Genomic DNA, 22,982 nt, shown 5'->3' with positions numbered 1-22,982 from the left:
TTTCAAAGTTCTTAATTAGAAATTTCGAATGGTAATTGTTTTATAGTCTGACTTCTGGTAAATCTTTATTTTATCTGTAAAAGAATTTGTTCCATACACATGCAGTGAATTTGCAGTTCCTTCTTGTAAAACGTTGATATCTGATCTTCTAGAATTGTAATAATCTATAAAGTTGTAGTAGTTTTTAGCTCCTGTTTGTTTTACGGTTTGAAAATCATTAATTCCTGCTTTTATATTCAATAAATTTCCTTCTCCTATTTGAGTAATGATAAATTGATGATTCTGATTAAGATTGTTTCTTCCTATAGTTAAATTACTGGTATCATTATTATTTTGGTTAATTGACGCCAAATCAATTTGCTGAATAAACAATACTTCTCTATCCTTATTAGAAGTTTCCTGACTCCACAGCATGTTGGTGCTGAAAAAAAGTATTCCAAAAATTAATAGAAACCTCATGTCTTTATATTTTGATTATTAAGAGAGGAGCTTGAAAACCAAGCTCACTCTCCATTAATTATTTCACTTTAACTATCTAAACCCTATAGTCCTCCTCCTGATACAGGAGTTCCTGTTTGTTGTACACAAGCAGAATTTCCTCTACCTGTTTGAGTAATACAACTTGTATTACTGTATCCAGGTAATGAAGTTTGAACAACAGAAGCACTATTAAAAGAACCACTTTGAAGTATATCAGACTCATTGAATCCTCCACGCGCACTTTGGTCTACACAAGCCGAATTTCTATAACCATCTTGATCGATTTCTGAAGTATTCATTCCTCCTCTAGATGCTCTTTGTAAAGCCGATGCAAAATTTGCTGTTCCGTCTTGGTCAATATCTGAATCATTATCTCCTCCAGTAGAAGCGCTTTGCTCTACCATAGCTCTATTATACCTTCCATCCTGATTAATATCAGAGTCGTTATCACTACGAGTATATGCAGTTTGTCTTACAGATGCATAATTTCTATACCCTTCTTGATCGATATCTGAATCATTGTCAGCAGAATATCCTCTAGCGTATTGGTTTACTACAGCACTATTTCTATTTCCATCTTGATCAATATCTGAATCATTATCTCCATAGTAAGATGCTCTTTGAATTACTGAAGCGTAATTTCCATATCTTGAAGATTCTTGATCAATATCTGAATCATTATCTCCTCTTGTTGAAGCTCTTTGATCTACAACAGCTCTGTTTCTCCATCCGTCCTGATCGATATCTGAATCGTTATCTCCTCCAGAAGATGCTACTTGTCTTGCAGATGCACGATTTAAAGTACCATCTTGATCGATATCAGAATCATTATCTCCATAATAACCAGTTTGGTCTACAGCTGCTTTGTTATATCTTCCTTCTTGATCGATGTCTGAATCATTATCGGCAAAACGACCTGTAGAAGATTGCTTAACAGAAGCTCTATTTCTATATCCATCTTGATCAATATCTGAGTCATTATCTCCTCCATATGACGCCACTTGATCTACACAAGCTAAATTTGCTCTTCCGTCTTGTTCTATATCAGAATCGTTTTCTCCTCCAGAAGAAGTTGCTTGGTTAGTATGTGCCATATTATAACTACCATCTTGGTCTACAATAGAGCTATTATCGCTTCCATTCTGAACTTGTTCAGACATATTACGATACCCGTCTTGTCTTGCCCAAGCATAAGATCCTGCTACTCCATCGGCACCAGAACTTTGGTATTGTTTAGCATAGTTTTCTTCTCCATCTTGAATTACGTGAGCTTCATTATTATCGTAATATTGCTCTTGTAAAGATGTATTCTTCTTTCCACTTTGATACGATGTTGCTGTATTGTTTTCAGCATATCCTACACCTACTTTTTGCTCAGCGTAGTTCATTTCACCAAATTGAGTAACTCTTCCTGTGTTCATATCACCATTTTGGTCGATATAGGTTTCGTTTTTAGTTCCTCTTTGATAAACTTTTACATCGTTATCATATCCTCCAGTAAAAGATTGATTTTTACCATCTTGGTCTACAGTTGATTTGTTCCCTAATCCTATTTGTAAAACAGTTGCGCTATTACTCAAACCTGTTTGAGTAAGCTTATTTGTATTTACATCGGCACCTCTTTCTTCAGGTCCCATTTTTTCGATTTCACAATCTAAACAATCAACTGGTTGGGCTGTTACTGCCCTTTTTGCTTTTTTAGCTTTAGCTGGCTCTCCTTGTCCGTAAGCCATGGCCCCTACTAGTAAAAAAGCTAGTACAAAAAATAATTTTTTCATGATTAATAATTTTAAAATACAATAGTTAAAACAAAGTCTATCCTAGGGTTAACATAGTGGTATTATGTAACCGATAGCTTCAAATAATTATAAGGGTATTTAAAATTACAGGGAAAATGTAAAAGCGATTTTGGGAGTGGTGTCTTCTTTCACATTTCAACAACCTTAGGGCAGGTTGTAAGATTCACTTGTTTAAACGTTTAAGCTTTGCTAATTTACAAAATTTATTATCGAAATCTTAAAAAAACGAGTTCAACTCGTCGAATTTTTGCTGTAATGATTACAAACACTGAGGTTTAGACTTCTTCTAAAAAACAAAAAACAGGAAAATCCCCCTTTTTAAAAAAAAGGATTTCCCTGTTCAAAAACCGTTTTTCTACACCAATTATCGCGTAAAAAGCAGTTCTCTATACTTCGCTAAGGGCCATAAATTATCATCTACAATTAGCTCTAATTTATCACAATGGTAACGTATTTCTTCAAAATACGGTTTTACCTTATTGCAATAATGAACTGCTTTTTTCTCTGAGTTTTTTAAGGCATTTGCTTTCTTTCTCTCTTCAATCATTAGGTTAATCAAATGATTTATCTTTTCTATATGTATTGATATCGATTCGATAATCATCATTTGTTCTTTGGCAATGGTTTTAAAAGAATCTCCATAAATATCTTTCAATCCTTTTACATTATCTACCAATATATTCTGATAGCGTATAGCCGTTGGAACTACGTGATTTCTAGCAATATCTCCTAGTACTCTCGACTCTATTTGTAAACGTAAAGTATATTCTTCTATTTCTATTTCATATCGTGCTTTACATTCTACTTCATTCATTATATGCATTTCTTCATATAATTTAATAGTAGCCTCTGAAACCTTTGCTCGTAATGCTTCGGGAGTTGTTTTATGATTGCTTAGTTTTCTTTTCTTCGCTTCTTTTTCCCATTCCTTTCCATAACCATTTCCTTCAAAACGTATTCTCTTTGATGCTTTGATATATTCTCTTAACACATTAAAAATGGCATCATCCTTTTTAACAGAATGTTTTTCAATATAAGCATCTACTTCTTTTTTAAATGCTGTTAACTGTTTCGCAACAATGGTATTCAATACGGTCATTGCATTGGCACAATTTGCAGTTGATCCTACCGCTCTAAATTCAAACTTGTTTCCTGTAAAAGCAAATGGAGAAGTTCTATTTCTATCTGTATTGTCTAAAAGTATCTCTGGAATTTTACCAACCACATTTAATTTTAAATCGGTCATTTCTTTTGGAGAAATTTTTCCTTTGGTAACATTTTCAAGTTCATCTAGAACAGCAGATAATTGCGATCCTATAAAAACAGAAATAATAGCAGGTGGTGCTTCATTAGCTCCTAACCTATGATCGTTACTTGCACTCGCTATAGAAGCTCTTAACAATTCTTCATAATCATTTACTGCTTTGATAGTATTGATAAAAAAGGTTAGAAATTCTAGGTTTCGCATTGGCGTTTTTCCGGGACTTAATAAGTTTACTCCTGTATTGGTTGCCAACGACCAGTTGTTATGCTTTCCAGATCCATTAACTCCTGCAAAAGGCTTTTCATGAAACAATACTTTAAAAGCATGTCTTTCTGCAACCTTCTTCATAACATCCATTAATAAGGAGTTATGATCTACTGCTAAGTTTGCTTCTTCAAAAATAGGTGCTAATTCAAACTGATTGGGCGCTACTTCGTTATGCCTTGTTTTTACAGGAATTCCTAACAATAAACTCTCTTGTTCCAAATCGCGCATAAAATTTAAAATACGCGTAGGAATGGTTCCAAAATAATGATCGTCTAATTGTTGTCCTTTTGCTGAAGAATGTCCTAACAAAGTTCTCCCTGTTAAGCTAATATCTGGGCGCGATTTTGCCAACGCCATATCAATTAAGAAATATTCTTGTTCCCAACCTAAGGTAGCATTTACCTTGTTTACATTCTTATCAAAATATTTTGCTACAGCAGTAGCAGCCTTATCAACTTCATGCAAAGCTCTTAATAAAGGTGTCTTATAATCTAATGCCTCACCTGTATAAGCAACAAATACAGTAGGAATACATAAAGTAGTACCATATATAAAGGCTGGTGATGTAGGATCCCAAGCGGTATATCCACGTGCTTCAAAGGTGTTTCTAATTCCTCCATGCGGAAAACTTGAAGCGTCAGGTTCTTGCTGCACCAATTGTCCGCCATCAAAACGTTCCATGGCTCCTCCTCCATCAATAGGTTCAAAAAAGGCATCGTGCTTTTCTGCGGTTGCTCCTGTTAAAGGTTGAAACCAGTGTGTATAGTGTGTTGCTCCTTTTAAGAGTGCCCACTCTTTCATACTTAACGCTATTTGATCTGCAATTCCTCTATCTATTTTAGAACCAAACTCAATGGCATTTTGAACCGCATTATATGCTTCTTTCGTCATATGTCTGCGCATGGCTTGCTCATTAAATACATTTTGAGCAAAAAGTTCTGATCTTCTTCCCTTCTCTTCAATCAAAATCGGTTTCCTATGTAAGGTTTGCTCTAAAGCTCTAAATCGAATTGTAGACATTTTGTTTTTTTACCGTTAAACCACATCAAAAGTATTAAAAATAATTTTAACCCTATTTTTTTGAGGGTTAAATTTAAATTAAGGTTAACTTTTTCAAAAATACCCCTAAAAATTTTAGGGTATAAAAAAAATACCACATATTTGCATCATAATTAGTTCAAAAACAATAACAAAACAAAAATCATGACTAGATCTAAATTAGAATATATTTGGTTAGATGGATATTATCCAACTCAAAACATGCGTAGTAAAACTAAAGTTGTAGAAGATTTTAGTGGAAAGTTAGAAGATTGTCCAATTTGGTCTTTTGACGGTTCGTCAACTAGACAAGCTGAAGGAGGAGATTCTGATTGTTTATTAAAACCTGTAGCTATTTATCCAGACCCAGCTCGCGAGAATGGATTTTTAGTAATGACAGAAGTTTTAAATGCTGATGGAACACCACACATATCAAACGGGCGTGCTAATATAGATGATGATGACAACGATTTTTGGTTTGGTTTTGAACAAGAGTACTTCATTATGGATACTCACACACAATTACCTTTAGGATTCCCTATTGGAGGTTATCCTGGTCCACAAGGTATGTACTACTGTTCTGTAGGTGGTAAAAATACACACGGACGTGATTTCGTTGAGGAGCATGCTGATTTATGTATTGCTGCGGGATTAACTTTTGAAGGAATTAACCAGGAGGTTGCTTCTGGACAATGGGAATTCCAATTATTTGCAAAAGGTGCTAAAAAAGCTGGAGACGAAATTTGGGTAGCTCGTTACTTACTAGACAGATTAACTGAAAAATATGGATACTACATTGAGTACCATCCAAAACCAGTAAAAGGAGATTGGAATGGTTCTGGTATGCACGCAAACTTCTCTAATACTTTATTAAGAACTTGTGGTAGTCAAGAAACGTATGAAAAAGTATGTGAAGCTTTCAGACCAGTAACTAAAGAACACATTGCAGTATATGGTGAATATAACGACCAGCGTTTAACTGGTTTACACGAAACAGCTTCTATCAACGATTTTAGCTATGGTGTATCTGACCGTGGTGCTTCTATTAGAATTCCAATTATTACTGTTGAGCAAGGTTGGAAAGGATGGTTAGAAGACAGAAGACCTGCTTCTAATGCTGATCCATACAAAGTAGCTGGAAGAATTATTGACACTGTAAAAAGCGCAAAAATCTAAGTAGGTTTTTAGTTTTTGAATTCATAAAAAAATCCCGCAATTGCGGGATTTTTCTTTTATGTTAATGTTTGATATACAAAGAAAATATAGGCTCCAAGTAAAATGATTCCATCTCGCCATCCTAAGCGTAATCCTTTAGGTATAAATACCAATGGTAACACAATGAATGAAATGGCTAACATCCAATAAATATCATTATTAATTAAGCTCAAGGCGTCTGATTTTACTTCGATTGGAGTAATCATTGCCGTAATTCCTAAAACTGCCAAAATATTAAACACATTAGAACCAATTAAATTTCCTAATGAGATGGCTTTTTCTTTCTTTAAAACCGCAATTATAGAAGCTGCTAACTCAGGAACACTGGTTCCTACAGAAACTACTGTAACTCCAATTACCGCATCACTTACTCCCATATTTTTAGCCAAGCTTACTGAACCGTCTATTAACAACTCCGATCCTGCCCATAATCCAAAACCTCCTACTGCTAAAAACAATACTACCTTATATAAAGGTAACTCCTCATCATCTTCTGGCATCTCGTCTACCACAGCCTGTTTTTGAAAACGTAATAAGTATACTAGGAATACCACTAGCATTCCAAATAAAATCATTCCTTCATAGGATTGAATGGTTCTGTCATTTACAATAAAAAAGTACAATAATAAAGAGGCCACCATCATTACTGGCCAATCAGTTTTATAAAAACTTTTTTCTACATTGATAGAAGATAGTATTACGGTAATTCCTAAAACCAATCCAATATTGGCAATATTAGAACCTATTACATTCCCTACTGCTAAACCAGTTGCCCCATCTAAAGCTGATTTTATACTAACAATTAATTCTGGTGCCGAGGTAGCAAAAGAAACCACGGTCATACCAATTACTATTTTAGGTATGTTTAATCTTAATGATAATCCTACTGCTGCTTTTAACAACCAATTTCCTCCTAAAACCAACAATATTAATCCACCGATTATGTATAAAATACTCATGTACGTTTTTTTTCTGCGAAGATACTCTTTTTGTTCAATCCCTTTTTCAAATTAAAAAGACTAAAAAAATTACTCCACATAAACAATGATTTTTATCAGTTCGAGTTGGATTGAAAAAAATCAAAAGGCAAAAATCTTCCTAAAAAAAAGCGTTTGTTCCTTTACTTTTTTAAAAGCGCCAAAAAAGCTCCTTTATTTCATTACACTTTAAAACACTAAAACCATTTTAAACTTACAATACATTATTTTTTTCAAGAAACATTAGTTACACATTAAAACTTAATCAACTTTTTAAACTTCATTTATCAATCCAAATAAATTAATTCTTTTCAAACCATTTGGTACAAACATTTGCAACCTCATATATTCGAAAAACAATATCGAAATCAAACTATTTTAACACATAAAAACACTATACTATTAATGATTACTATTATATTAAAACTAGCTATTTTTGCCGTTCAAATTGCAACTGAAATCGTTCAACAATTTTTTTAAATCAACTATATTAATTCAACTATTATTATGCTAACAATTATTGGAATTTTGTTAGTCATCATGGGAGTGGTGGCTATTATTTTAAAATCAATTATCAAAAACAACAAAGTCATAGACTGGTTTACCACACAAAGAAGTATTCAGTTTATTATTATTGGGGTGGTGATGAGTATTATTACAGGAATGTTTTTTTACGCTGAACCAGGTACTGCCTATGCTGTTCAATACCCTTGGGGAGGACAAAAAGCGGTATTTCAACAAGGAATAAAAACAAAAATGTGGGGAAGATTGATTCCTATTCAGTTTGAAATCCCTATCAAATATGTTATTCCTAATGAAAATGGAAAGTTAGGTGACCAAAGTCAATATGCTTATGTAGACAAAGCAAGACAGTGGGAATTCAACGACGCGGTAAAGGGGCAAATTGCAACCTCAATTGTAATTAGTATCAATACTACCGACAAAGAACAGTTTTTATCGGTTGCAGACAGAAATAAAACCGAAAAGAACTTAATACGTTCTCGTATTATACCCAACATAGATCAATCTATAAAAAACACGTGTAAGTTAATGGCTGCACAAGATTATATCTCAGGACAAGCGGCTGATTTTGACAGGTATTTTCAAGACCAATTAGAAAACGGAATGTATGTTTTAGAAGAGTATGTTGAAAATCAAAAGCCAGACATTATTGGAGACAGTACAATTGTAAGAACTGTACCTAACAAAGAATCTCGTCAAAAAAGATTTAGAATTAAAATGTCAAATGGTGAACCAGTACGTGTTAAAGGAAACTCGTTAAAGTCATACGGATTAACAGTAGTGCAAGCTGTGGTAAATGAGATTGATTGGGAAGAGACTTTTGACAACCGCTTACAATTGCAAAAAGAAGAAGTTGCACAAACACAATTAGAAAAACAACAAGCAGAGCGTGAATTTTATCGTGCTCAAAAAGAAAAAGCAAAAGGAGAAGCTGAAAAAGCAAAAGAAAGAGCCCGTTTAGAAAAAGCACAAATTCAACAAACCATTGCTGCTGAAACAGAAGCGAAAGTTGCTGAGTTTAACTTAATCAAAGAGAAAAAACAATATGAAGTAGAGCAATTTAAAGCGAAAAGTAAAAAAGTTGCTGCGGATGCTCAATACTATGAAAATGCAAAATTAGTAAGTGCAGGATTAACCCCTCAAGAACGTGCTGAATGGGAGTATAAAACTGCAGTAGGAGTTGCGCAACAAATTAAAGATTTAAAACTACCTTCTACCTACATTGAAGGAAGTAAAAATGGAAACAATGGCAACTTATTACAATCGTTAATTGGTGCTGAATTAGCCAAGAAAATGATGGAGAAAAAGAAATAAAAAAGAAAAAGAGACACAGCGTACGCTTTTAATGAATTGCTAGAAAAAGAAAACAACACAAAGGGGAAGTTTGTTATTAAAGGAAGTTGACACCAACTGACCAACAACAAGAAAGAAAAAGAAACCAAAAAAACACAACAACAGCGTACGCTTTCTATGAAAAGCTAAAAAAGAAAACACATACGAAGGGAAATTTGTTATCACGGGAAGTTAACACCGACTAACCAACAACAAGAAAGAAAAAGAAAAACTACAACTAGAGTGAAGCTACCACTCTAGTTTTAAAGATTTTTTCATTATTTTTGATAGTAAATCAACTACTTAATGAAAAAACAATTATTTAAGTTTTTAGCCAAACTAAACAAAGTTCTTTTACCGTCTTTTACCAAAAGACAGTTGGACATTGCAAAAGCATCTAAATTTCAATTAGCCATTATTGGATGGCGTGCTTTTGTTACCATAAATGCATTAGATTAACCTTTAAAACCTAAACGTTATGAAAGAACATATTAAAATATTTACAGGAACCTCGATTTTAGTAAACAGGTTGGCTTATTTATTAGACCAAATTAGTATTCCTTCTATTATTAAGGATGATAAAGAATCTGGAAGACTTGCAGGATTTGGAACCTTTGGAGATTCTGCCGAGTTACATATTTTTGACTCTGATTTTGAGGGCGCTAAAAATGTAATTGAAAATTTCAGAAAAGAAATTGAAAAATAATTTTTGCAATTAAAAAATAGCTGTATATTTGCACCCGCAAACGCATTAGGCCTCGTAGCATAACTGAATAGTGCACTTGATTACGGCTCAAGAGGTTGCAGGTTTGAATCCTGCCGAGGTCACATTAAGCAAGAAACCACACCATATGGTGTGGTTCTTTTTTTTATGGAAAAAACCAAATTCAATTTGAAACTTTTGGAATAAAACAAAGAACAAATAGCGACAGCTGTGTGGTTTCTTATTTACAGAAGAGAGTTCAGTCAGGATGTTCTATGAAAATTCCTGCCGAGGTCACGAAAAAACCCTTTAAAACTGAGTTTTAAAGGGTTTTTTAATGTTTCATACCTTCATAGCAAAACAGTACGTTTAACAATAACGTTTTATCTATCTCAAATTTGTGCTCTGGTAATAAGTTAAAACAAACCAACAAAAAAGTTTTCGGAAACTAGGACTTCGTATATTTACAATAAAAATTATAATGAGCATAATCAACATACCTGAACAACTAATAAGTGAGGAAGTTAAAAAAGATGCTTATATAATCGATTATGAACATCACATTATCTCTTCAAGACAAAGAGTATCGTTTGATTTTTATACCATCAGTTTTTTAATGGAAGGTGTTAAAGAAATATATTCTTCAAATGAAAGTGAAGAAATCTTAGCTTCAAACTTTTTAATTGTAAAAAGAGGTAATTGTTTAATGACTGAAACACTTTCTACAAGCTCCAATTATAGAAGCAAGCTTATTACTTTTTCAAACGATTTTTTACTTGAGTTCATAAACAAGTATAATATAAATATAAACTATGAAGAAAATAATGAAACTAAACTATACAGAGTTTTACCATTTGATAATTATATAAAACTCTATATAAAATCTCTTAATATTCTTCCTTCAGATAGAATGCAGCAAGCTAAAATTGAAGAACTACTAATCTACTGCTATGAAACCTATGGAAATGAGTTTTTCTCTTTTCTAAAAGCCGACAGATATTCTTCTAGTTTACGTCAGGTAATTGAAAAACATATAACCAAAGGTTTATCTGTTGATGAGTTAGCCTTTTTATGTAATATGAGCTTGTCTACATTTAAAAGAGCCTTTTATCAAGAATATCAATCTACTCCTTCTAAATGGATAAAAAAAAGACGATTAGAACTATCTAAGAACGATTTAAAAGACAAATATTTAAGAGCTTCTGACATTTACTTAAAATATGGCTTTGGTAGTTTATCAAGATACATAAGTGCCTTTAAAAAAGAATACGGAATAACTCCTAAACAATTTCAACAACATTCAAAATGAACTTTTTAGTATACTTTTTGAACTAAACCAGCTAACAGAAACATTCATTTCATTCTGAAATTTGCAAAAGAGAATAATTAAAAATCTAAGCAAATGAAACGAGTACTTATCTTATTAGCATTTACATTACCAAGTATTATTTGGTCACAAACATTCACATTGTCCAGTTCAGATATTGGAGGCCAAGCAACCAAAAAAGAAGAATTCAATGGATTTGGTTGCTCAGGCGACAATACATCACCAGCTCTTAGTTGGGTCAATGCTCCAAAAGGAACTAAGAGTTTTGGAATTACCATGTACGATAAAGACGCTCCTACTGGTAGTGGTTGGTGGCATTGGGTAGTTTTTGATATTCCCGCAAATATTAATAAAATTAAATCAGGTGCAGGAAATATTTCAACAAATCTATTACCCAAAAAAGCCATACAGAGCATTACAAATTTTGGTAAATCTGGTTACGGAGGACCCTGTCCACCCGAAGGTCACGGACCACATCAATACGTAATCACTGTTTACGCTTTAAAAACAGACAAACTTGGTTTAGACAAAAACACAAATCCAGCAATAGTAGGTTATTATCTGAATGCAAATACTTTAGCAAAGTCTTCTATTGTTATGTATTATGAAAGATAAAAAGATACCTATTCAAAGGTTAGATCATTTAGTCTTAACTGTAAATGACTTAGAAAAAACAATTGTTTTTTATACTGAAGTATTAGATATGGATTTGATTTCTTTTGGAGACAATAGAAAAGCATTAAAATTTGGAGATCAAAAAATCAATTTACATATTAAAGGAGAAGAAATTGAACCCAAAGCCACTATTGCACTGCCAGGTACCGCAGACTTATGTCTAATAACTTCAATACCTCTAAATGATGTCAAAGAAATTCTAGAATTCAACAACTTAAAAATGTATCCAGACATCATTAAAAGAACTGGAGCTTTAGGAGACATACGCTCTATTTATGCAAGAGACCCAGATCAAAACTTAATCGAAATTTCCAGTTATAATTTCTAAAACATTTAAGAGCCTGAAATAACCGAACTTGTTTCAGGCTTTTCAATTCCAAAAAATTTTCATTGTATTTTTGCAGAACCAAATAAAAAATAGCATGAAACAAAATGAGAAGGTTGTTATTTTTTCAGCACCTTCGGGGGCAGGAAAAACAACTATTGTCAAACACTTACTTTCTGTAAACAATCAATTATCTTTTTCAATTTCTGTCTGTAGCAGAGCCAAAAGAAACATTGAATCTAATGACAAAGATTATTATTTCTTGTCGGTAGAAGAGTTTACATCAAAAATAGCTGCTAATGAATTTATTGAATGGGAAGAAGTATATGAAGACAATTTTTACGGCACTCTAAAATCTGAAGTACAACGTATTTGGAAGGCTGGTAAAGTAATTGTTTTTGATGTAGATGTTATTGGTGGCTTAAATTTAAAAAAGTACTTCGGAGATAAAGCTCTTTCCGTTTTCGTAAAAGCTCCCTCCATAGAAGAATTAGAGAATCGTTTAAGAAATAGAAAAACAGAAACCGAAGCTACGCTTCAAACGAGATTAGGTAAAGCCAAAAAAGAAATGGAATATGCCAAAGATTTTGATGTTATTTTGGTAAACGACAATCCTGAAATTTCCTCCAAAGAAGCAGAACGAATTATAGATTCCTTTTTAAATCAATAAACAAAAAATCCACCCTAGAGGTGGATTTTTTTATATAATGCTATACTTTTTTATTCTTCTAATAATTGCTCGTTAAAGTCATAGCCTTTATAACTCACTTTAAACAAAGCACTGTACAAGGATGGGATAAACAATAAGGTAATAATGGTACCAAATAACAATCCGATCATAATACTTACGGCCATTCCTTCCCACATCTCTCCTCCTGAAAGATATAATGGAATCAATCCTAATACCGTTGTAAAGGTTGCCAATAAAATAGGTCTGAAACGTTGTAAACAGGCTGCGATTACAGAATCTTGTTCACTACGTCCTGCTGCCAATTCTATTTCCATACGGTCTATCAATACAATGGCATTGTTAATTACAATTCCTGCTAAAGAAATCACCCCTAAGAAAGGCATAAATCCGAAAGGTTCTTGGAAGGTCAATAAGCCAATCACCACTCCAATTATTCCTAATGGAATGGTTAATACTACCATAAACATTTTACGGAACGAGTTAAACTGAATGATTAATAACAATACAATGATAAATCCAGAAATTGGTAAATATCCAATGACAGAACCCATACTTTCTGCTGATTGTTTTGCTTCTCCACCTAATTCATAAGTATATCCTGATGGCCAAGTTTTCATTTGCTCATCTAACCAAGGTGTAATTTCATTGGTAATTGCGGTAGCATTTCCATTCGCTGTTAGCTTACTCGTAATATTAATGGTTCTTCGCAAATTCTTACGTACAATCTTACCATATTGCCATTGCGGAATAATCTCTGCTACTTGCAATAAAGGTACACTTCTACCACTCGATTGTGCAAATACATTCAAGGTTTCTAAAGAAGCTAAGGATTGTTGTTGTGATGCATCTGCACGCATGACAATTGGAATTGATTTGTCATCTTCTCGGTACTCTCCTGTTTGAAATCCGTCTAATACCGTAGTTAACGAAGTAGCAATATCAGAACTTGAAACCCCTGCTGTTTGCGCTCTACTTTGATCTACTTTTACCAAAAACTTCTTACTCTTTGGTCCCCAGTTATCTTTGATATTCTTGGTTCCTGAGATACTTGAAAGTTTTAGTTTTACCGCTTCTGAAATTTTCGCCAATTCATCTGGATTATTCCCTGAAACTTCTATTTCAATCGGAGTACTTGCTCCACCACTAGATAAGGTACTTACACGAATATCTGCATTCGGAAAATTGTTAAACGCATAGCTATCTAATTGCGCTATCATTTCCTTATTCTCATTAAACGAAGAAGTATTTACCAAGATATGGGCATAGTTTGAATTGGCTTCATCTGGCGAATATCCTAAATCATAGGACTCTGGTCCTTCTCCAACATAGGCACTCCAATCTACGATTCCTAACTCACGACCCTCTTTGGTTTTTAGGTTATCAATCATGTATTTCTCCAAAGCAGCCACCACTTCTTTGGTACGCTCAATTTTTGTTCCTTGTGGTAAATTAATATCTACCGTAATCATATTTCGATCACTATCTGGGAAGAATACAAATGGAATAAATCCGAAACCATATAAGGAAGCAAAAAAGGCAATAAAAATTCCTACAATCACTTTGTATTTATTACGAAGTGCTACCATGATTAAATCCTTATACCCCACTTTTAAATTATTAATCACACGATCAATCAAACTAGGTGTTTTAGTTTCTTTTGGCGCTACTTTTAAGAATAAATAACAGAATAAGGTAATTACGGTTAACGCAATAAACCAAGAAGATAATAACGCAATAGAAATTACTACGAAAATAGGCCCTACAATATCTCCCATAGAAGTTGGCGATAAATAAAAGGCTAAAAAGGCTGCCGATGTAGTTAAGGTAGAAATTAATAAAGGCATCCATAATTCTGAGAATGCATCTACTGCAGCCTTATACTTATCAACGCCTTGTTCGAGCTTTACCATAATGGTTTCTGCTACCACAATGGCATTATCTACCAGCATTCCTAATGCCATAATTAAGGCCGCTAATGTTACTTGATTCAATCCTATTTTCATCAGCCCCATAATCATCAAAGTCATGATGGTTACAATCGGAATTAAACTTGCAATCACAAAACCAGTTCGGAATCCTAGAAATACTAACATTACCACTAATACAATCGCAATAGATTGCATTAGATTGCTAATAAAGTTATCTACTTTATCATCAATATAGGTATCTAAAGATGATACACGGGTTAGTTCTAATCCAACTGGTAATCTATTTTGCCATTCATTCACAACACCATTTACTTGATTTCCTAACTCAATTACATTCGAGTTTTTCTTTAGGTTGACATGTAATGAAATGGCTTTTTTCCCATTGATAAATACTTCTTGACTTGACGGATCTACATAACCTTTTTTAACTGTCGTAATATCTCCCAATTTTACCAGTTGAGATCCATTTCCCACAGGCACCAACATATCTCTAATATCACTTACCGAGTTAAAGTTTCCAGTAGGTTCTAAAATAATACGTTCATCCCCTACATTTACCTGACCTCCTGAGTTTAAAATATTGGTGGTACCAATTATTTGTTGCAGTTTAGAAGCAGACAAACCATATTCTTTTAAACGCGTATTGTCAAATTCAACAAATACACGTTCGTCTTGTGAACCTCCCATACTTACTTTTGCAGCATCTGGTAAGCGAATCAAATCATCTTTGATATCATCGGCATAATCTTTCATTTCAGCATAGCTAAACCCATCTGAAGTTAAACCAACCACAATACCATATACATCTCCAATTCCGTCATCATTCAAATTCGGATTCACTCCTTGCGGTAACCCTTGAATAGCGTTTAATTTTCTTCGTAAACGATCCCAAACAGATTGTAATTTTTCAGGAGAGGTTTCATCTTTTAAAGTTACTGAAACTACCGATAATCCTGTACGAGACGTAGAATTTACATCTTTTAACTCAGGTAATTCTTGTGCTACTTTTTCTATCTTATCCGTTACCAATTGTTCTACACGCTCAGGACTCGCCCCTGGAAATACAGAAACTACCGTTGCTACGCGTACTGTATATGGAGGCATACTATCACGCGACAATCCAGAATACATGACAAGCCCCATGATAACAATGGTTGCAAGTACCATTAGGGTAATTCTATTCTTATCTATTGAGAATTTTGCTAAATTCATATTGACTGGTTTTGTTAGATTAATTCAATTTTACTTCTTGCCCATCTAACAAAGTTTGCAACCCTGCTGTAGCTATCTTCTGTCCTGCATTTAATCCTGAAGTTATTTCGAAACCTTCTGAAGTAAGCTTGCCTATGGTTACTTTTTGCTTTTTAACCGTTCCTTTCTCTCCTTCTCCATTCACAACAAATACAAAATTCCCATTACTATCTTCTCCCACAGCATGTGCAGGAGCCACCAACACTTTATCATCTAAGGTATGATTTCCAAAATCGAAAGTTACATTCGATGCCATTCCACTTTTAATTAAATCTGATGGATTTGTGACTGCAATTTTTACTGGATATGTAGCTGTATTGGCACTCACTGCCGGCGCAACTTCCGTTACCTTTCCAATAAATTTTTTATTTGCCAATGCGGTAAAAGTTACATCTACTTTCATATTCTCTTTTACACCATTAATCACACTTTCTGGCAATCCTAAGGTAATTTCCATTTCGGTTCCAGCATTCAAGGTTGCAATGGTTTGCCCTGGATTTACATTTTCATCAATTTCAGCACTTACCGAAGCAATGACTCCACTATCGGGTGCATAGATAAATCCAAATTTTATTTGTTCTGCCTGAATATCCAATCCTCTTTTTGCTGAGTTGAATGCTTCTTGCGCCGTTTTATAACTGTTCTTTGCATTTTCAAAATCACTTAAAGAAGCACTCCCTTTTTCATACAAAGAACGTACACGATTCAATCCTAACTTTGCTGTATTCATTTGCGATTGTGCACTGTTTACTTGGGTTCTTGCTTGTTCAAATGACAATCTCGATTGTACATTGTCCAGTTTTGCTAACAATTGTCCTTTGTTTACTTTTTGTCCCAGTTTCATATTAAACTCAGTAATAATCCCTGAACTTCTAAAGCTTAAATTGATGATTTTATCGGTCTTTGCAGTTCCACTAAACGTACGGATTTTATCGCCTCCCAAATATCCAATTTGTTGATACTTTACAGGTCTTAATGCTTGTTGTACTTCTTTTTTCTCTTTACCACATGAAAAGAAAATTAGAGAAAAAACACATAATAATATTAATTGAGTGATGTTTTTCATGGTGTTGGTGTATTGTAGATTAGTTGTATTAGTTGTTATTCAAGAATTCTAAAAAACGTTGGTTAAACTTTGCATTATCATCATCGGTATGTAATAAAAAGTAATACCCTAAATAACGCTCTAATTGCAATGTTGCTATGAGGTAATTGTATATTGCATTTGCTTTAGCCAATTGCGCATTCAGATAATTGTTTTGTGCATCCAATAGTTGAACAATATTTACAGCTCCTGTAGAATACGATGTTTGCGTTAAATCAAGCGCTTCTTTTGCAGATACTTCTGAAACTTTTGACAATTCAATATTTGAAATTTGATTGATTAAACTCAACACGCCATTTCTTACGTTGGCTGAAATAGCTAGCTTCACATTATTTGAGTTTATTTCAATTTGTTCTTGCTGAATAATGGCCGTTTGCTTGTTAATATTATTGGTGTTTTTATTAAAAATAGGCAAGCTTAAGTTCAATCCGACATTATAATTTCCATCTGGAGGCGTAGGAAAGCCCGTTGGAAATGTACTTCCTACTCCAGAGCGTGAAAACTGATAATTGTATTGTCCTTGCAGCGCAAGTGTAGGCAAGAAACGTCCTTTACCATATAGTTTTGTTTGACGTTTTACTGCATCTAAATTGTAGTTTAATTGCTTTAATTCTGGAGCGTTTTTTAAAGCTTCTTGAATCAAAAATTCTACAAAAGGATCACGTTGTACGGGAGAATCAAGAATATCAATAAACTTATCGTAGTTATACTGCTGAAACAATTCTTCATCTAAAGAAGCTTCTTTTACATCTATTTCATAATCGGTTGCATTATTGGTTAATTGATTGATTCCGATAAAACTTTGATTCAATCGATTAATAGCTTCAATCATGGCTTGTGTATTCTGTGCTTGCTGACTTTGTAAACGCAATACATCGGTTTTTCCTGATTGTCCTGCATTATAGTTCTCTTCGGCAATTTGTAAGTTCTTTTTGGTAAGGTCTAAATTGCGCATTTGAATATCTAAATTCGCCTTAAGAATCAAGGCATTGAAATAGGCATTTGCTCCATTAAAAATAGCATCTAATTGCTCTGTGTTAAATTGTTCTCGTTGTGCCTTTGCTAGGCTTTTTTGAATGCGAATATTTGCATTAGCACTTTCTGAAAACACCACTTGTTGTAACGTAACATTTCCAGAAGCTCCAAATTCTGGATTTTGTCCGTTACTTATTTCTGCAATATTAGGATCTACATAAGTTCCTGTTGCCGTAGCAGTAACACTTGGTAAGTAATTACTTTTAGCTGTTTTTACATTTTGTTCGCTAACCAACACGTCTTTTTCAACCGCTTGTAATGATAGATTATTTTCAAGTACATCATTAATCACCATTGGTAAATCATATACCTTCTGTGCCGATGGATTGTTATTGACATCTCCTATAAATTCTGTTTGACCAATTAAACTATATCGTAAGGGTACATCTAGAGCTTGAGCCGTATTAAAATTTAAGGTTAGTTCATTATTGAAATCTAATAGTACTGGAAGTTCAGAAAAATTAGTTCCGTTCACATAAGACTCTATAGAAAGGGCTATTCTACGAAAGAAGGTATTAAAATTATCTTCGGTTTGATTAGTAGCTAAAATCCCGTTAGCTACATCTGATTTTCTTACAGAACTAAACGATGGTATTTTTTGCTCAATTAGTTTTTGGGCCAATTCTTTTACTTCTGAAGTTTTTAACGAGAATCCTCCTGCTAGTTGTAAGGCATCGATTCCGTTTAAATTCTTAAAAATATCATCTAAAGTAGTATAAGGAATCAATTTAAAATTAATTTCACTTCCTTTTAAACTCTTATGAAACACCTCATTAAAATCTATTAATTCTGTTAAGGGTCTTTCTACAACAATTCCTACTGTTTTAAACTTTGCTAATTGCTGAAAGGTTTTAATATCTTCGGAAAAACTATCATTAGAAACAATGTAAGTTAGGTTATTGATACCTGATGTTTTCTGTAACTTATTTATTCCAGACACCTCACTACTCAAACCTCCAACGGTTAACACAGGAACGGGATATGCTTTTTCTTGGCGAATTACCAAATTGTCAAAAGCACCAAATGAAATTATAATATCACAGGTTTGTTTTAATTGGTTGTAATTGGATCTTGCTTTAGCAATATCATATCCACTAACCAGCTGATTCTTGGAGTTGAAAACAATGGTAGCATCTTCTCCAACCACCGCTTTTATTTCCTTTTTTAACTGCTCTAAAAGCGGTTTTGCTTCTATATTTACTTCATCAAATAAAAAACCAACAGCGTAGGTCTTTTTCTGAGCATTTAGTGTTAGAGCTAAACACAGAAGTAATAAACTTAAGATGTGTTTTTTCATATATAATAGTTAGATTAGTTTTTAAAAGTGATTTTTAAGTCTTTCTTCATAATAATTTAAAACCTCTGTATAAAACTCAATAGAAGTTTTTATAAAAGAATTTAAATCTTTGTTTTCTTCATTTCTCAATTTCAATGATGCCTCCATCAATTTAATTTGAGTATGATAGGCTTGTAAATTTTTATACAACTGTTCTTTTACAGAAACTATATCTAAATAAAAAAGACGTTTTCTCTTATTCTTTTCATCATATATATAACTGACTTCACCAGTTGTTTCTAAAAATTTTAAGGCTTTACTTATGGCACTTTTCGTTACATCAACAGCATCAATTAAGTCTTCAAAGGAAAAGTAACGTTGATTTGAGGTATACAACAAACCTAAAATCTTACCAGCTGTGGGAGGATAATTATCTACTTTAAATGCAGCAGCATATAATTCTAATATTTCTTTACGATCTGCAGTGTTCAATTTAAAAAATTTATGACAAATATACAAATTAGTTTCCAGTATCGGAAACTAAAACTTAAAAACTGATTGTAAACAACTTAACTACACATATCACTTTTAAAAGTATGTCATAAAAAAAACACCTCTTTAAAAATTAAAGAGGTGTTTTGAATTGTATTTTATTTAGAATTACAACGTAAAGCTTTCTTTCACTTTCGCTACGTAATCTAACTTTTCCCATGTAAATAATTCAACATCCATGGTTTTCTTTTCACCATTTGGTTGTGTAAATGTTTTAGAAACAACTTCATTTACACGCCCCATATGACCGTAAGCAGCTGTTTCACTATACATCGGTGTTCTTAATTTCAAACGGCTTTCAATTGCATGTGGACGCATATCGAAAATTTCAGAAACTTTCGCAGCAATCTCTCCATCTGTTAAATCTACTTTTGCAGTTCCGTACGTATCAACAAAAATACCCATTGGCTCTACTACTCCAATAGCATAAGAAACTTGTACTAATACTTCATCAGCAACTCCAGCAGCAACTAAATTTTTAGCAATATGACGTGTTGCATACGCAGCACTTCTATCTACTTTTGATGGATCTTTTCCTGAAAATGCTCCACCTCCGTGTGCTCCTTTACCACCATAGGTATCTACAATAATCTTACGACCTGTTAAACCAGTATCTCCATGTGGTCCACCAATTACAAACTTTCCAGTAGGATTGATATGATACTTGATATCATCGTTAAATAAACCTTGATTTTCAGCAGATAATTTTGCTTTTACTCTAGGAATTAAAATCTCAACGATATCCTTTCTAATCTTCGCTAACATTACGTCATCCTCATCAAAATCATCGTGTTGTGTAGACACTACAATTGCTTCGATACGCTGTGGTACATTATCATCAGAATACTCAATAGTTACCTGACTTTTAGCATCTGGACGTAAATAAGTAATCTCTTTATTTTCTCTACGTAATTCTGCTAATTCTTTTAAAATTAAGTGCGATAAATCTAAAGCCAAAGGCATATAGTTATCCGTTTCATTGGTAGCATATCCAAACATCATTCCTTGATCTCCTGCTCCTTGCTCCTCTTTTGAAGCTCTATCTACACCACGGTTAATATCATCTGATTGTTCATGGATTGCAGATAATACTCCACAAGAATTTCCATCAAACATATATTCTCCTTTGGTATAACCAATTTTGTTAATTACCTCACGAGCAATTTTTTGAACATCTAAATATGTACTTGATTTTACTTCTCCAGCTAATACAACTTGACCAGTAGTTACTAGCGTTTCACAAGCAACTTTAGATTCAGGGTCAAAAGCCAAAAAATTATCTATTAAAGCATCAGAAATTTGATCTGCTACTTTATCTGGGTGTCCTTCAGAAACACTTTCTGAAGTAAATAAATATGACATAAACTTCTTTTTTTAGTTAGGTAAAAGAAAAAAAAAATTAGGATTGCACGACTACCTAAAGGAGTAGAAAATTACTGCTTTAGCATTTTTTATTGAGGTTGCAATCAGAACAAATTTTTCCTCTAAATCAGGTGCAAATTTATCGATTAAATTCATATTTCAAAAAGCTTTTTGTTAAAAAAGAATTAAAATTGATTTTCTATATACGTAGTATATAAATCATTAACCGAAAAAAAATAACATAAAAAATTTGGATATTATTTTTTTCTTACTGAATATTTGTACTCGTAAAAGTTCAAACACTTATTGACGATGTTATCAAGAAAGGTGGAGGGATTAGACCCTATGAAACCTTAGCAACCCTTTGCGCAAGCAGAGAAGGTGCTAAATTCTACCAGAGTATATTACTCGTGGATAGATAACCAAAAGAAGTTTTTTTATAAAACTACAAAACTTCTTTATGATTTCTTAATAACATTTTTCTAGTAAGCAACATCTTAAAAAAGATGTGTTGTTGGCTTTTGGTTTAATTTTTTATTAACTCAAAAACAAGAAAAATGAGTACGCAAAAATTTGCAACAAATGCATTACATGCAGGACATGATGTAACACAAACAGGAGGCACTAGGGCTGTTCCGATTTATCAAACCACTTCATACGTGTTTAACAACTCGGATCATGCTGCTAATCTGTTTTCATTACAAGAATTAGGATTTATTTACACCAGATTAAATAATCCTACCAACCAAATTTTACAAGAACGCTTAGCTGCTCTTGAAGGTGGAATCGGAGCCGTTGTTTTTGCTTCTGGAACTGCCGCTATTTCAACAGGATTATTAACCTTACTAAAAGCTGGTGATCATATTGTGGCTTCTAGTAGCTTGTACGGAGGAACATACAATTTGTTAAACGTTACCTTACCAAGACTAGGAATTACCACCACTTTTGTTGATGCTTCTAATCCTGAAAACTTTGAAAATGCAGTACAAGAAAACACCAGAGCTTTCTTTGTAGAATCATTAGGGAATCCAAAATTGGACGTCTTAGACCTAAAAGCTATTTCTAGATATGCTAAAAAAGCACAAGTTCCTTTTATTGTTGATAACACCGTAGCTACTCCTGCCCTTTTAAACCCAATAGAGCATGGAGCTAATATTGTAATACATTCCTTAACAAAATATATTGGCGGACAAGGAAATTCTTTAGGTGGTGTTATCGTAGATGCAGGAAATTTTGATTGGGCAAACGGAAAGTTTCCTGAATTTACAGAACCTTCAAAAGGATATCACGGTTTAAAATATTACGAAACCTTAGGAGCAGCTTCTTACACTTTTAAATTGATTCTTGAAGGACTACGAGATTTCGGAGGTGCCTTAAGTCCAACCAATGCCTTTCAAATTATTCAAGGACTGGAAACTTTAGAAGTAAGAATTCAACAACATAGTAAAAACGCATTGGAGTTAGCCAAATGGCTAGAACAACAAGACGAAGTAGCTTGGGTTAATTACCCAGGACTAGAAAATAGTTCTTATAAAAACTTAGCAGATGAATATTTACCAAAAGGACAAAGTGGAATTGTAACCTTTGGTGCGAAAGGTGGATATGATGCTGCCAAAATTATTGCTGATAACACTCAATTATTTTCTTTACTAGCGAACATTGGAGACACCAAATCTCTTATCATTCACCCAGCAAGTACCACACATCAACAATTATCGGAAGAACAACAGCAAAGCACTGGTGTTTCACAAGATTTAATCAGATTGTCGGTGGGTCTTGAAAATATTGAGGATTTGAAATCAGATTTAAAAGAAGCTTTTGCCAAAGTAGCTCAAGAAGTTTTAGTGTAATTACCTAT

The 22,982-nt window shown here is 33.4% G+C and carries 18 protein-coding genes, 1 tRNA gene and 1 riboswitch; of the genes, 10 read left to right on the top strand and 9 right to left on the bottom strand.

Features of this window, described 5'->3' with window-relative positions:
* Positions 1-15: 15 nt before the first annotated feature.
* The 3 genes from ABNT22_RS04780 to ABNT22_RS04770 form a co-directional block, all read right to left on the bottom strand.
* Positions 16-459 carry a hypothetical protein gene (locus ABNT22_RS04780; RefSeq protein WP_348714621.1) on the bottom strand — a complete coding sequence of 148 codons (444 nt, stop codon included), beginning with the start codon at positions 457-459 and terminating at the stop codon, positions 16-18.
* Between the two features lie 83 nt (positions 460-542).
* Positions 543-2,258: a hypothetical protein gene (locus ABNT22_RS04775; protein ID WP_348714618.1), complete on the bottom strand. Its 1,716-nt coding sequence runs from the start codon at positions 2,256-2,258 to the stop codon at positions 543-545.
* A 385-nt stretch (positions 2,259-2,643) separates the two neighbouring features.
* Positions 2,644-4,830, bottom strand: coding sequence for a glutamine synthetase III (locus ABNT22_RS04770; RefSeq protein WP_348714616.1), 2,187 nt, complete (start codon positions 4,828-4,830; stop codon positions 2,644-2,646).
* Between the two features lie 183 nt (positions 4,831-5,013).
* On the opposite strand from ABNT22_RS04770, the gene ABNT22_RS04765 reads away from it, so the two are divergent.
* Positions 5,014-6,024, top strand: coding sequence for a glutamine synthetase beta-grasp domain-containing protein (locus ABNT22_RS04765; protein WP_348714614.1), 1,011 nt, complete (start codon positions 5,014-5,016; stop codon positions 6,022-6,024).
* 56 nt (positions 6,025-6,080) lie between these two features.
* On the opposite strand, the gene ABNT22_RS04760 is transcribed toward ABNT22_RS04765, so the two are convergent.
* Positions 6,081-7,022 carry a calcium/sodium antiporter gene (locus tag ABNT22_RS04760; protein WP_348714611.1) on the bottom strand — a complete coding sequence of 314 codons (942 nt, stop codon included), beginning with the start codon at positions 7,020-7,022 and terminating at the stop codon, positions 6,081-6,083.
* A gap of 525 nt (positions 7,023-7,547) precedes the next feature.
* Here ABNT22_RS04760 and ABNT22_RS04755 point away from each other — a divergent pair.
* The 8 genes from ABNT22_RS04755 to gmk all read left to right on the top strand — a co-directional run bounded on the left by ABNT22_RS04755 (position 7,548) and on the right by gmk (position 12,594).
* A complete protein-coding gene (locus ABNT22_RS04755) occupies positions 7,548-8,876 on the top strand; it encodes a hypothetical protein (protein WP_348714609.1) in 1,329 nt (442 codons plus the stop codon).
* Positions 8,877-9,200: 324 nt separating this feature from the next.
* Positions 9,201-9,353 carry an SsrA-binding protein gene (locus ABNT22_RS04750; RefSeq protein WP_348714607.1) on the top strand — a complete coding sequence of 51 codons (153 nt, stop codon included), beginning with the start codon at positions 9,201-9,203 and terminating at the stop codon, positions 9,351-9,353.
* Between the two features lie 19 nt (positions 9,354-9,372).
* Positions 9,373-9,600, top strand: a complete 228-nt coding sequence (locus tag ABNT22_RS04745) for a putative signal transducing protein (protein WP_348714605.1) — start codon at positions 9,373-9,375, stop codon at positions 9,598-9,600.
* A gap of 48 nt (positions 9,601-9,648) precedes the next feature.
* Positions 9,649-9,722: transfer RNA gene (locus tag ABNT22_RS04740), tRNA-Arg, on the top strand.
* Positions 9,723-10,078: 356 nt separating this feature from the next.
* A complete protein-coding gene (locus ABNT22_RS04735) occupies positions 10,079-10,906 on the top strand; it encodes an AraC family transcriptional regulator (RefSeq protein WP_348714602.1) in 828 nt (275 codons plus the stop codon).
* A 93-nt stretch (positions 10,907-10,999) separates the two neighbouring features.
* Complete coding sequence (locus tag ABNT22_RS04730) at positions 11,000-11,539, top strand: YbhB/YbcL family Raf kinase inhibitor-like protein (protein ID WP_348714599.1); 540 nt, start codon at positions 11,000-11,002, stop codon at positions 11,537-11,539.
* On the top strand, positions 11,529-11,927 hold the full coding sequence (locus ABNT22_RS04725; RefSeq protein WP_348714597.1) for a VOC family protein: 399 nt from the start codon (positions 11,529-11,531) through the stop codon (positions 11,925-11,927). The genes ABNT22_RS04730 and ABNT22_RS04725 overlap by 11 nt, the downstream gene beginning before the upstream one ends.
* Before the next feature lie 94 nt (positions 11,928-12,021).
* A complete protein-coding gene (gene gmk / locus ABNT22_RS04720) occupies positions 12,022-12,594 on the top strand; it encodes a guanylate kinase (protein WP_348714595.1) in 573 nt (190 codons plus the stop codon).
* A 50-nt stretch (positions 12,595-12,644) separates the two neighbouring features.
* On the opposite strand, the gene ABNT22_RS04715 is transcribed toward gmk, so the two are convergent.
* From ABNT22_RS04715 to metK, 5 genes are all read right to left on the bottom strand, one after another.
* Positions 12,645-15,755, bottom strand: a complete 3,111-nt coding sequence (locus ABNT22_RS04715) for an efflux RND transporter permease subunit (protein ID WP_348714593.1) — start codon at positions 15,753-15,755, stop codon at positions 12,645-12,647.
* 19 nt (positions 15,756-15,774) lie between these two features.
* Complete coding sequence (locus tag ABNT22_RS04710) at positions 15,775-16,860, bottom strand: efflux RND transporter periplasmic adaptor subunit (protein WP_348714590.1); 1,086 nt, start codon at positions 16,858-16,860, stop codon at positions 15,775-15,777.
* 28 nt (positions 16,861-16,888) lie between these two features.
* Positions 16,889-19,231: a TolC family protein gene (locus ABNT22_RS04705; RefSeq protein ID WP_348714587.1), complete on the bottom strand. Its 2,343-nt coding sequence runs from the start codon at positions 19,229-19,231 to the stop codon at positions 16,889-16,891.
* A gap of 21 nt (positions 19,232-19,252) precedes the next feature.
* Positions 19,253-19,702: a hypothetical protein gene (locus ABNT22_RS04700; RefSeq protein WP_348714586.1), complete on the bottom strand. Its 450-nt coding sequence runs from the start codon at positions 19,700-19,702 to the stop codon at positions 19,253-19,255.
* Positions 19,703-19,870: 168 nt separating this feature from the next.
* On the bottom strand, positions 19,871-21,124 hold the full coding sequence (gene metK / locus ABNT22_RS04695; RefSeq protein ID WP_348714583.1) for a methionine adenosyltransferase: 1,254 nt from the start codon (positions 21,122-21,124) through the stop codon (positions 19,871-19,873).
* A 312-nt stretch (positions 21,125-21,436) separates the two neighbouring features.
* Positions 21,437-21,549, top strand: a riboswitch (SAM riboswitch).
* Between the two features lie 132 nt (positions 21,550-21,681).
* On the opposite strand from metK, the gene ABNT22_RS04690 reads away from it, so the two are divergent.
* Positions 21,682-22,974 (top strand): O-acetylhomoserine aminocarboxypropyltransferase/cysteine synthase family protein, encoded by a 1,293-nt coding sequence (locus ABNT22_RS04690; RefSeq protein WP_348714581.1) that lies wholly within the window; start codon positions 21,682-21,684, stop codon positions 22,972-22,974.
* Positions 22,975-22,982: the final 8 nt, after the last annotated feature.

It is taken from the genome of Tenacibaculum sp. 190130A14a (assembly GCF_964048965.1).
In the GTDB taxonomy this organism is placed as follows: domain Bacteria; phylum Bacteroidota; class Bacteroidia; order Flavobacteriales; family Flavobacteriaceae; genus Polaribacter; species Polaribacter polynesiense.
This window is presented reverse-complemented; position numbering and strand designations above follow the sequence as displayed.